Annotated in this window: 9 protein-coding genes and 2 rRNA genes; 4 read left to right on the top strand and 7 right to left on the bottom strand. The window is 59.7% G+C overall.

Going from position 1 to position 11,882, the window contains the following annotated elements; translation table 11 throughout:
• The first annotated feature begins 38 nt into the window (after positions 1-38).
• Positions 39-443: a serine kinase/phosphatase gene (locus ACLK1G_RS02840; RefSeq protein ID WP_420764048.1), complete on the top strand. Its 405-nt coding sequence runs from the start codon at positions 39-41 to the stop codon at positions 441-443.
• A 105-nt stretch (positions 444-548) separates the two neighbouring features.
• Here the strand turns inward: ACLK1G_RS02840 and rimI are convergent, their stop codons facing one another.
• Both rimI and ACLK1G_RS02830 read right to left on the bottom strand, forming a co-directional pair.
• Positions 549-1,001, bottom strand: a complete 453-nt coding sequence (rimI, locus tag ACLK1G_RS02835) for a ribosomal protein S18-alanine N-acetyltransferase (RefSeq protein ID WP_420764047.1) — start codon at positions 999-1,001, stop codon at positions 549-551.
• Entirely contained in the window at positions 994-1,779 is a 786-nt protein-coding gene (locus ACLK1G_RS02830) for an energy transducer TonB (protein ID WP_420764046.1), read from the bottom strand. The genes rimI and ACLK1G_RS02830 overlap by 8 nt, the downstream gene beginning before the upstream one ends.
• 181 nt (positions 1,780-1,960) lie before the next feature.
• Here ACLK1G_RS02830 and mksB point away from each other — a divergent pair, with 181 nt between their 5' ends.
• Genes mksB through mksF form a run of 3 tightly spaced genes read left to right on the top strand, consistent with a single transcriptional unit; the run spans position 1,961 to position 6,775 of the window.
• The gene (gene mksB / locus ACLK1G_RS02825) at positions 1,961-3,241 is read left to right on the top strand and encodes an Mks condensin complex protein MksB (RefSeq protein ID WP_420764045.1); all 1,281 of its coding nucleotides are present in this window, start codon (positions 1,961-1,963) and stop codon (positions 3,239-3,241) included.
• Positions 3,231-3,938, top strand: coding sequence for an Mks condensin complex protein MksE (gene mksE, locus ACLK1G_RS02820; protein ID WP_420764044.1), 708 nt, complete (start codon positions 3,231-3,233; stop codon positions 3,936-3,938). Before mksB ends, mksE begins: the two co-directional genes overlap by 11 nt.
• On the top strand, positions 3,935-6,775 hold the full coding sequence (gene mksF / locus ACLK1G_RS02815) for an Mks condensin complex protein MksF (RefSeq protein ID WP_420764043.1): 2,841 nt from the start codon (positions 3,935-3,937) through the stop codon (positions 6,773-6,775). The genes mksE and mksF overlap by 4 nt, the downstream gene beginning before the upstream one ends.
• 117 nt (positions 6,776-6,892) lie before the next feature.
• On the opposite strand, the gene ACLK1G_RS02810 is transcribed toward mksF, so the two are convergent.
• From ACLK1G_RS02810 to ACLK1G_RS02790, 5 genes are all read right to left on the bottom strand, one after another.
• Complete coding sequence (locus ACLK1G_RS02810; protein WP_420764042.1) at positions 6,893-9,196, bottom strand: PqiB family protein; 2,304 nt, start codon at positions 9,194-9,196, stop codon at positions 6,893-6,895.
• Positions 9,189-9,812, bottom strand: coding sequence for a paraquat-inducible protein A (locus ACLK1G_RS02805; protein WP_420764041.1), 624 nt, complete (start codon positions 9,810-9,812; stop codon positions 9,189-9,191). Before ACLK1G_RS02805 ends, ACLK1G_RS02810 begins: the two co-directional genes overlap by 8 nt.
• Positions 9,799-10,458 (bottom strand): paraquat-inducible protein A, encoded by a 660-nt coding sequence (locus ACLK1G_RS02800; protein ID WP_420764040.1) that lies wholly within the window; start codon positions 10,456-10,458, stop codon positions 9,799-9,801. Before ACLK1G_RS02800 ends, ACLK1G_RS02805 begins: the two co-directional genes overlap by 14 nt.
• A gap of 148 nt (positions 10,459-10,606) precedes the next feature.
• Positions 10,607-10,722: ribosomal RNA gene (rrf, locus tag ACLK1G_RS02795) — 5S ribosomal RNA — on the bottom strand.
• Positions 10,723-10,877: 155 nt separating this feature from the next.
• A 23S ribosomal RNA gene (locus ACLK1G_RS02790) occupies positions 10,878-11,882 on the bottom strand; the annotation flags it as partial.

Raw genomic sequence — 11,882 nt, 5'->3', positions numbered from 1 at the left:
GTCGACTCTTAGTAAGGCCCACAGTATGAGGAATTGCCATGAATGATTCACGACGTCCCTACGATGCGGTGCAACCGGAACCCATCGACGACAACGAAGACCGCATGGGCTCGATGCGTGAGCTGGAATTCGATGACGATGAATACGACGCCAGGATCGGCGATGAATTGCCGGAGGAAGAACGCGAGCAACTGATGCCGGATGAACGCGTGCGTGAAGCGGGCATGACAGGGGCCTCGATGGAAGACCGCCAGCCGACCGATGATGACATGAGCCCCGAAACCTTGATCCACGAAGACGGTGCCCGGGACGCCCGCGAGGCCGGCGAGGATGAACAGGCCGATTGGGACCTGAGCGTCGTTGGAGAAAACGATATAGGTGGAGGCGACGGGTTGGACGAAGCGGAAATGGCCGATATCGATCCGCTCGACGGCAAGCGCTGACCGGTAACGCCACCGCTCCCACAGTGGTTTTGTGCTCTCAGGTTTTGGGAACGCCATTGACCCTGTGGGAGCGGGCCTGCTCGCGATGACCGCAGACCAGTCGATTCAATCCACCAGCGTACACACCATGACCACCGCATCCTCGCGCCCACCCACGGCAGGGTAATAGTCGCGGCGCCGCCCAACCTCGTTGAAGCCATAGCGCTCATACAGTCGGAACGCCGTGCGATTGCTGTCGCGCACTTCCAGGAAGCACTCACGCGCCTCGGCCTTGTAGGCAATCGACATGAGGTGTTCCAACAGCCGCAGGCCCAAGCCCCGCCCTTGGTTTTCCGGTTTGACGGTGATGTTAAGCAGGTGCGCCTCATCCAGGATGATCTGCACCACCCCATGGCCGACTTGCTGCTGGCCTTCGAACATCAGCCAGATCTGGTATTTGCCCAGCCCATCAAGAAATATCCCGCGGGTCCACGGGTGGCTATAGGCCGCGTATTCAATCTTCAGCACAGCGTCGAGGTCCGCCTCGGTCATCGGGCGGAACGATACAGCGTCACTCATTCGATTCTTTCCAGCGCGCCATCAGCCGGCGCATGGCTTGCCAGACTTCAGCCTTGCGCTGTGGCGTTTCCATTAACGATTCAAGCCCCGGCAACGCCCAGGCAGAGCCCAGGCCTTCGACCTGTAATTCACGGTAGAACGCGTCGAAGTCCGCCTCGCCAGCGAATTTCACCGCGGGCAGGCCAACCAGCCACAAGCACACACACGGTTCGTCTTCGAGCCGCGCCGAGACGAATCCCTGGACGAAATCCCGAGCCGCCTCGGGCCCCTGGTCCATCGTGCCCCGCGACAACAACGGCCAGCGCACCGGTTCGCCGATGATCTGCGGGCTGTCCGGCAGGCCAGCGGCGCGCAGCATGTCCTTGAGCAACAGGTAAGCGGGATCGCGGCTTTGGAACGGCTCGCCTGTGGGTAACTCCACCAGCAACAGGCAACGCCCGGCCCGCAGCAATTGCAGGGCGAAGCGCGGCGGCGGCACGTGGGCGACCTTGATCGGGGCCGGCGCTACGTCGGCCTCTTCTACCGGTTTGGCATTCGTACGGGTCGAGGCCAGGCTCGGACGCGGGACTTCGATTTTCGGCCGTTCAGCGGCAGGCGCAACCGCTTCGGCGGCAGCCTTGGCTACGGGCGCTGCGTGAGGCGGCGCGATTTCCACCGGCTCCGGCGTTTCCAACAGCTCAGGCCGCGATGGCGCGGCAAAGGGCAATTCGGTACGCGGCAGCCAATTGACCACCTGCATGGCGGTCAGATAAGCGCGGCGACGGGACTCGATAAGCAAAGGTCGGCCACTTGGGGATAACTGAAAGTGGCAGCGATTCTACCGCCCTTCGGCGCGGACCGCTTCCCTGTCGGTGGATTAGTTGATCAATACACGACGACAGTCCGTCTCGGGGGTGAATCGCAACCGGCCCGATGCAGTACAATCGCCGCTTTTAATTGCCAACCCGACGGCCATTGCGATGATCGAACCCAAGCGCGTCTTGCGCGCCCTCGCTGAACACTGGGCATTGCTGGAACCTTTGTGTGAGCATTTCGACCAGGGCACCCTGAGCCTCAACGAATTGCGTTCACAGCTGGCCGCCCAACAATTGGACAGCACGCCCCAGGACATCACCCATCTGCTGGACGTGTGGATCCGCCTGGACATCCTCGTACCGGTAGCGAAAAGCCCGAACCGCTTCGAGCTCAACGCCCAGATCCACGATTTCCTCGCCTACCTGCGCCGCGAACACCGCTTGGGCCTGTGCCTGGAAATCGAAGCCTACCTGCGCCACCTCGAGCGTCTGGCCGGCTATATCCAGGACGCCTTCGAAGTGCGCGACGGCAACGACCTCGCCCGCCAGTTGCGCCTACTGGACATGCGCGTGCGCGACGTTCTCAAGAAGCTCGCCAACGACGAACAGGCGCTGGTCGCCGTCGCCGAACGGGCCAAGACCAGCGACCGGCAGATCCCGCTGCGCCAGCGCTACGCCGAAGTGCTGGCGACCTGGGACGAATACGTCGAGCCGATGATCCAGTTGGTGAACGCCGACGGCGCGTTCGAGCAAGGTGTGCGCAAGGTCGAGAATGTATTGCTGCGCATGCTCACCGAACAGCAGCGCCTCGGTCACCTGGTGGACGACGACATGCTGCTGCGCACTCACGCGCGAATCCTGGAGATGCAGACCAGCGCCCAGCTGACCCTGCGCCATGCGCGTGAGCTGCTGCTGCCGCTGCGCGAAGAGGCCCGCCGCCACAACGCCGTGACCCGTGGCGCAGCCCTGGCCCTGGCCGCCATTCGCCGTAAAGGTCTCGATGCCGTGCCGCAAGCGGCGATGCCGCTGTTCACCCGACCGCAAAGCACGTTCCTGGGCAGCGCCAGCCAGGTCGAAGCCTACGTGTATGCACTGGCCCGCTTCGAACCAAAACCGGCGCGGTTCCCCAAGTCTCACAAGACCCACAAGGGCGGCGATGCGCCGCGTGCGCCACGCACCGTGCGCGAGATGGTCGAGCGTTGCGAAGATGCCCTGCCGATGCCGGACCTGATGACGTGGCTGCTGGAGCAGGAACCGGACGGCGCCACCGACGAATTGCTGTACTGGTTTTCGCGCCTGTCGCGGGAAAAACGCTTCAAGCGCGAGCGTCTGGAACGCCGCGACTACCATACTCACGAGCATCAGGTCAGCCTGCGCTCCTTCGCCCTGCTCTCGGCCGGCGACACCGCCGCCGAGGATTCTGCGAGCATCCCCCATGCATCTTGATCTATCCGAACTGTCCCAGCTGGCGCCGATCTTCCGCGAGCTGTTCAAGGGTTATCACGTCAGCCGCCGCGACCCGGAGCTGTACGCCCAATTATCGAACTTCCAGGATCAATACCGCACGCTGTTCAAGGCCCTGGGCTTCGAGCTGGTGTGCGATACCCGCGGGTTCTATTACTTCGTGCCGGACCTGGCCGCCGCGGCAGTGAACAAGACCGCCCAGCGCCTGGCCCTGTTTACCTTCATCCTCGTCGAGCACCTGGCCGACCAGGGCCGCGACCCGATCGCCGTGCTCGACGGTGGCAGCCTGGGCCGTGATGAGCTGCCTTCGCTGCTGGAGAAATACCGCGACCTGTTCATCCAGGCCGAAGTGCAGACCCAGGAAGAGTTGGAAGAAAAAATCATGCGCCGCATGACCCAACTGGGTTTTGCCAGCGAAGAGAACGGCGTGTACCGCTTCCTGCCGCCAATGCATCGCTTCCTCGACGTCTGCCTGTCGGTCCAGCAGGACCGCGACCTGGCCGCCAGCCTGCACAGCGTGTTGCCGCTGCCAGCGCCGGTGCTGATCGACGAAGACAGCGACGAAAAACTGCTTCAGACCGATGACCCGCTGGACCTCAGTGGATTCGACGGTGAAGAAGAAAGCGAAGAAGACGCACTGGCCCGCGCCATTGCCGAAGAACAGGAGACCGACGCATGAGCAAGGAACGCTACGGCATCCGCCGCTTTGCCCTTTTGAACACCGCCGGCTACAGCCTCGGCCTGTTCCCCCTGGAGGAACCGCTGTCGGTGTACGGCGCGAACAACCTGGGTAAATCCGCCTCGATCAACGCCCTTCAGTTTCCGATCCTGGCGCGCATGTCGGACATGAGTTTCGGCAAGTACAGCCTGGAACAATCCCGGCGCTTCTACTTTGCCTCCGACACCAGCTACATTCTGGTGGAAGTCGCCCTGCCCCACGGCCCACACGTGATTGGCGTGGTAGGTCGCGGCCCAGGCGGCGGTTTCGGCCACCAGTTCTTTGCCTATGCCGGCAAACTGGACCTGGCTCATTACCAGAAAAACGACACCTGCCTGCGGCAGAAAGAACTGTTCACCAACCTGGAGCGCGAGGGCCTGAAAGCCTACGAACTCAAGCCGGATGAACTGCGTCGCCTGCTGGTGGGCGGCCACACTTCGATTCCGCTGGACCTGACGCTGATTCCGCTTCGCTCCACCAGCGAGCAAAGCCTCAAGACCTTCCGCGCGTTGTTTATCAACCTGCTGCACATGCGTGAAATCACCGCGGCCAAGCTCAAACAACTTTTCCTCGATGCGTTCGAGCACAGCCTGCGCTCCGGCAGCGTGGACTACATCGCGGCGTGCGAAGAAGCCTTCCGCGACGTACGACGCATGGAGCAGGACTACAACTCACTCGTGGCGGCCGGTCCGCTGGTGGAAGCCTTGGCCAATGGCGTGAAGCAGCGCGATGTCCTGCGGGGCAAACTGCATCGCCTCTCGCCGCTGCTCGACTCGCTTCTGGGCACCTGGTCGGATTACGCCAGTGCACGCAAGGAAGAGCTGACCATCCAAGCCGAGCATTACCGCAACGAGCAGGATTCGCTGCAGAACGACCAACGCGGCGGCACTCAGGAGCTGATGCGCCTGGAGCGGGAAATCAGCGGCATCCAGCGTTGGCTAGGCGAGCTGTCGGTGCTCAAGCATCGCTTTGCCCTAGTGGATGACGCCAAGGTCCTGGAGCAGCAACTGCTCGCCGCCAAGGACGCTCACGACGAACTGGCCGGCGCCCTGGCCCAGTCCCGTCAATTCAGCGCAGAAGACCTGGAAGAGCGCCTGCGGGACCTGGAAAAACGCCTCAAGTCGGTCAAGCAGCAACTCGACCACGCCGACAACAACAGCTACGCCCGCCTGCGCGAAGAGTTCTCCCAGCAGGACGTGGAACGCCTGATGCGCTTGTTCAACAGCGCCCTGTTCAGCCTGCCGTTGGGCGAACATGGCATCGCGCTGGATGAGAACGGCGAGTGGGTCAAGTCCTTGGAGCTGATCCTCGACGGGTTCAAGGGCGAGCGGTTCGAAGTGCCGGGCCTGTCCATCGACCTGTCCCACATCGAGCCGCCGGCCCTGCAAGCCCTGGCCGACCGTGCCGCGCTGCGGGATCAGAAAGAGCGTCTGGAAAAAGAACTCAAGCAGCTCAAGACCCAGCAAGCCGTGGCCGCCGACCGCGCCGCAAGCAAGACCCAGACCGAGGCGCTGTACCAACAAGTGCTGGATGCACAGAAAGCCCTGGAAGACTTCCGTCGCACCCAGACCTTGAGTGCCGAAGAGGGCGAGAAGCTCGAGCAACTGGCGCAGATGGAAGCCGCCCAGGATGAGCTCAAGCGCTCCAGCGATGCCTTCACCGAGCGCGTCCAGCAGTTGTCCGCCAAGTTGCAATTGGTGGGCCGGCAGATCGCCGACATGGAAGCCAAGCAGCGCACCCTCGACGACGCCCTGCGCCGTCGCCAGTTGCTGCCGGCGGACCTGCCGTTCGGTACGCCATTCATGGACCCGGTCGACGATTCCATGGACAACCTGCTGCCACTGCTCAACGACTACCAGGACAGCTGGCAAGGGCTGCTGCGGGTTGACGGTCAGATCGAGGCCTTGTATGCCCAGGTACGCCTCAAGGGCGTGGCCAAGTTCGACAGCGAAGACGATATGGAGCGGCGCCTGCAACTGCTGATCAACGCCTATGCCCACCGCACCGACGAGGCCCTGACCCTGGGCAAGGCGCGCCGTGCGGCCGTCACAGACATTGCCCGAACCCTGCGCAACATCCGCAGCGACTACGACAGCCTCGAGCATCAACTGGCGCTGTTCAACCGCGAGATCAACAAGCGTCAGGTGTCCAACCTGCAGAGCTTCCGTATCGTCCTGGCGCCGAACAAGGAAGCGCTCAAGCACATCGACCAGATCATCCACAGCGCCGGCCAGTACGAGGAAGGCGAGACGCTGTCGGTGTTCGACCTCAGCCAGAGCGCCGAGCAGGACAACAAGAACGAAGAAGCCAAGGAATACCTGGCACGACTGGTGGCGGCGAACCACAACCAGCTCGGCCTCAAGGACCTGTTCGAACTGGCATTCGAGATCACCAAGGTCAATGGCCAGCCGGTGATCCACACCGACATCGACGGCGCGGCGTCCAACGGCACTACCATGACCATCAAGGCGCTGACCAACATGTACTTGTTGCTGCACCTGATGGACCGTGAACAGGCCGGCCGCGTGCGCCTGCCGTACTACCTGGACGAAGCGGCGGACATCGACGAGAAGAACCAGGCCGCACTGCTGGAAACCAGTCTGCAACTGGGCTTCGTGCCGATCCTGGCGAGCGTGAAGCCACAGGTCTGCGCCAGTGTCGCCATCGACCTGGAGGGCGGCAGCGGCCCGAACGGCATCTACATCGATGAGGCGGACTGGAAATACATTCGTCGCCATGATGCCGTGAAGGCCACGATGAACGTCCAGGCCGATGAACCGGAGCTGGATTCGGTTTGAGGTGATCATCTGGATGTGAAAAAGGCCGCGATCCAATGGATCGCGGCCTTTTTTGTTATCGCATACTCAGTGGCGAGGGAGTTTGCTCCCTCGCCACGGGTGTTGCATCCGATAAGCTTACTTGGCGAGACTGATCTTCGGCGCCCAGGTCAGCCATTCATCTTCAAACTTGTCGAACAGCGGGAAGGTTTGCTCCGGGCGTGCCGGGTTGCCCATCCGCTCGCCGTCTGGCGTTGCGAATGCGATACCGCCCTGGATCAAGGTTTCAAGCGACTCGGTTCGCACCGTCGCGCCCTTGAACAGGCCGAAGTCCAGGCCGAAGCCGCTGCTGTTCCAGAAACGTGTACCGCTGCGCACCAGTGGCGCGTATTTAGGCTCGATCAGGATGTGAATCAGCACCCGGTCCGCCGTCTGGCCCAACTCGTAGCCTGTGACTTTACCCACGGTCACTTCGCGGTAGGTCACCGGCACGCCAATCTTCAACGAACCACGTCGGGCGGCACTCAACACCAGGCTCAAGCCAGCTTCGGGAACAACACTTTCGGGTGGTTCGGCCAAGGCCATGAAGTTTTTCTGTGGCCCCAGGTTCTTCGTCGCGGGCTGAACTTCGATGTACTGGCCGGTCACCAGGGTTTCCAGATTCGATGTCTTCATCAGTCCCAATTCAGGCTTGACCACCCAGAACTGAGTCCCTGTGCGGGCGATACGCTCGGGCACTTCGGTGATACGTGCGGTGACCAGCACCGACTGCATATCGGCGCTCAGGTCGACGTCCTCGATCTTGCCCACATCCAACCCCTTGAACCGGATCGGCGTGCCGCTGCGCAAACCGTCGGCACGATCGACCTTGATCGTCACGACAGTGCCTCGTTGCTGCGCGGTTTCACGATCTTCGTGCAAACGGAACCGGGGGATGCGCCGTTTCAGCGGCACGTTCGGCTCAGGAGTTTCGAAAGCGATCCCCCCGGCCATCAAGCTTTGCAGGGACTCGCTCTTGACCTGTATCCCGCCGGTCAAGCCGCCCGTGAGCGTAACGCCACTGGCATTCCAGAACCGCGTGGAGCCGTTGACCAGCCCTTCGTATTCCTTCTCGATATGCACCCCGATGATCAGTTTCTTCTTCTTGCGGGAAAACTGGTAGCTCTGCACCGATCCGACCTTGACCTGTTTGTAGAGGATCGGGCTACCGACCTCCAGCGATCCGAGATTTTCGGTCAACAAGACCAGATGCAGCCCGGGTGAACGAAGGTCCAACGGCGGCGCCTTCGCCCTGGCCTCGAACTCGCGCTGCGGCGCTCCGCCTTTGTCGCCAGGGCGCACGGCGATGTAGTTACCCTTCACCAACGCCTCCAGGCCCGTGATGCCCGCCAGGGAAATCGATGGTTTGACGACCCAGAACTGAGCGCCGGCGACCAGGTAATCTTCCGCCAACGGATCGAGCGTCAACTCGGCGCTGGCGCTGGACAGGTCCGGATCGACTTTCAACGTCTTCAGGCTGCCGACCTGGATGCCCTTGTACATCACTGGCGTACGGCCAGCCTGCAATCCCTCGAAATCGCTGAGCTTGACCTTGACGCGAATCCCGGCGGCGGCTGCCTCGAAATCTTCATACAGGCGAAATGGCAGGCTTGGATCCGTCGGAGGGCTGTCCTTGCGGTTTTCCGGAGTGGCAAACGCGATGCCGCCCGCCACGATACTGGCCAGCGACTCGCTGCGTACTTTGACGCCTGACAAATTGGCATCGATGCTGATGCCGCTGGCATTCCAGAAGCGCGTGTGCTTGCGGACCAGGCTGGCATAAGTCGGCTCGATAAAGACCTTGATCTCTACTGCGCGTTGATCTTCGGACAGTGAGTAACTTTTCACCTGGCCAACTTGGATCTGTTTGTAGAAAACCGGACTGCCACGGTCCAGCGACCCCAGTCGATCGGCCTTGATCGTCAAGTGCAGGCCAGGCTTGGCGTCAGACAGCGGGGGCTCTTCGGCCAAGGCCTTGAACTTGCGAGTCGACTCGCCTTCCCCCGGGCTGATGGCGACGTAATTACCGGAAACCAACGTCTCCAACCCGGTAATCCCTGCCAGGCTCACACTTGGTTTGACCAGCCAGAAACGTGTGCCGGTCTTGAGATATTGCTCGACTTCCTTGTTCATCTCGATGGTCGCAATGACCCCCTTCGAATTCCCTTCATCATCAAGCGTGAGGTCCTTCACCTTACCGACCGTCATGCCTTTGTAGACGACCTCTGTCTTGTTGACCTGGATGCCCTCACCGCTTTCAAAACGCACGTTGATCTCAATACCGGTCTCGTTATAAGCACGCCAGCCAAGCCAGCCGCCAATAATCAAGGCAATCAACGGCAGGACCCAGATGGCCGACCAATTTGAAGCCGGTCGGGTTTTAGCAGTAGGCAAATCAGTCATGGTCGTCATCCGACTCCGTGTTATCCCAAATCAGTCGGGGATCGAAGGTTACTGCGGCAATCATTGTCAGGATCACCACGCTGGCAAACGCGATGGCGCCAAGACCGGCTTCGACACTGGCAAGCCGGCCGAAATTCACCACCGCCACCAGAATGGCGATTACAAAAATATCCAGCATCGACCAGCGGCCGATAAACTCAATGAAGCGATACATCAGGATGCGCTGGCGCGCCGACATGGGTTGGTGACGTTGCACGGAAAACAGCAGCAATGCGATACCGACCAACTTGAAGGTGGGGACTACGAAACTGGCAATGAATACCACCGCTGCAATGGGAATCATGCCGTGTTGAACCAGCTCGATAACACCCGCCATGATGGTGCTGGGCGCGCCCTGGCCGAGCGAGTTGATGGTCATGATTGGCAGTACGTTGGCAGGGATATAGATAATCGCTGCCGTGATCAGCAATGCCCAGGTCCGCATCAAGCTGTTGGGACGCCGAGGGTGAATACGAGCGCCACAACGAGTGCAGACTTGCTTCTGGGCGGCGTCGTCCTGCCGATTCAATTCATGACATTCAGTGCAAACCAAAATGCCCGCATCAATTGCTCGCATGGACGTCTTCCCCTGACAACGCGTGCCAGATCTGGTGCGGTGACATCACCACTTCCAGCCAGACCTGAACCAGTAACAAGCTGATAAAGCACACCAGGCCCAACCCCACGGTAATCGCCGCCATGTCCGCAAGTTTGACGATGGCAACCAGTACGCCCATGAGATAAACCTCGAGCATCCCCCAATCCCTTAGATGATGATAAATGCGATACCACAACAAGCCGTAACTTCTTCCAATGTTCCAGCGGATGGTCAGCAGTACAGCCAATTGGCAAAGCAACTTGAGCAACGGAATGCCCATGCTGCATAGAAATACCACCACCGATACACCTTGCATTCCGGTGCCGAACAGACCGACCACGCCACTCCAGACGGTGTCTTGGGCGGATTGTCCGAGCAGATTGAGCTGCATGATGGGTAAAAAGTTCGCGGGTACATATAACAGCAGAGCGGCGACAACCAGGGCAAGGCTGCGATCAATCACATTGTGCCGGTGGGCGTAGAGCTCGTATCCACAGCGCGGGCATTCGGCTTTCTCGCCATGGGCCAACTGAGGCTTGCGCATCAACAGGTCACACTCATGACACGCTACCAGATCGTCCAGGGGTAGATCTGACAACCTATCAATGTCTGACGGATCGGGCATAAACAGCTCTGGCTCAACTAAGGTGCGGCTATTCTAGTGCTGCGGCTCAAAAATAACTGTGCAAATTTAACATGAGCCGTCGCGGATTTTTATGACGAGCAAAAAAAAACCCCTACCTGCATCAGCAGATAGGGGTTTCGGAATTTAATCTTGACGATGACCTACTCTCACATGGGGAAACCCCACACTACCATCGGCGATGCATCGTTTCACTGCTGAGTTCGGGATGGGATCAGGTGGTTCCAATGCTCTATGGTCGTCAAGAAATTCGGTAGCCAGCGCGTGCCTTACGGTCACGTTCCAGCGAATGGGTATGTGATAGCGTGTTGCTTTGTGAGTATCTCGAACTTTCGGTTCGTTTCGTCTTCACAACACCGCAATCTGGCCTCTTTCGAGTCTACAAATTGCTTGGGTGTTATATGGTCAAGCCTCACGGGCAATTAGTACAGGTTAGCTCAACGCCTCACAGCGCTTACACACCCTGCCTATCAACGTCGTAGTCTTCGACGGCCCTTCAGGGAGCTCAAGGCTCCAGTGAGATCTCATCTTGAGGCAAGTTTCCCGCTTAGATGCTTTCAGCGGTTATCTTTTCCGAACATAGCTACCCGGCAATGCCACTGGCGTGACAACCGGAACACCAGAGGTTCGTCCACTCCGGTCCTCTCGTACTAGGAGCAGCCCCTCTCAAATCTCAAACGTCCACGGCAGATAGGGACCGAACTGTCTCACGACGTTCTAAACCCAGCTCGCGTACCACTTTAAATGGCGAACAGCCATACCCTTGGGACCGGCTTCAGCCCCAGGATGTGATGAGCCGACATCGAGGTGCCAAACACCGCCGTCGATATGAACTCTTGGGCGGTATCAGCCTGTTATCCCCGGAGTACCTTTTATCCGTTGAGCGATGGCCCTTCCATACAGAACCACCGGATCACTAAGACCTACTTTCGTACCTGCTCGACGTGTCTGTCTCGCAGTCAAGCGCGCTTTTGCCTTTATACTCTACGACCGATTTCCGACCGGTCTGAGCGCACCTTCGTACTCCTCCGTTACTCTTTAGGAGGAGACCGCCCCAGTCAAACTACCCACCATACACTGTCCTCGATCCGGATAACGGACCTGAGTTAGAACCTCAAAGTTGCCAGGGTGGTATTTCAAGGATGGCTCCACGCAGACTGGCGTCCACGCTTCAAAGCCTCCCACCTATCCTACACAAGCAAATTCAAAGTCCAGTGCAAAGCTATAGTAAAGGTTCACGGGGTCTTTCCGTCTAGCCGCGGATACACTGCATCTTCACAGCGATTTCAATTTCACTGAGTCTCGGGTGGAGACAGCGCCGCCATCGTTACGCCATTCGTGCAGGTCGGAACTTACCCGACAAGGAATTTCGCTACCTTAGGACCGTTATAGTTACGGCCGCCGTT

The sequence above is a fragment of the Pseudomonas algeriensis genome, assembly GCF_048847255.1.
GTDB lineage: Bacteria > Pseudomonadota > Gammaproteobacteria > Pseudomonadales > Pseudomonadaceae > Aquipseudomonas.
The sequence above is the reverse complement of the archived record's forward strand: the minus strand, read 5'-3'. Positions and strand labels throughout refer to the sequence as shown.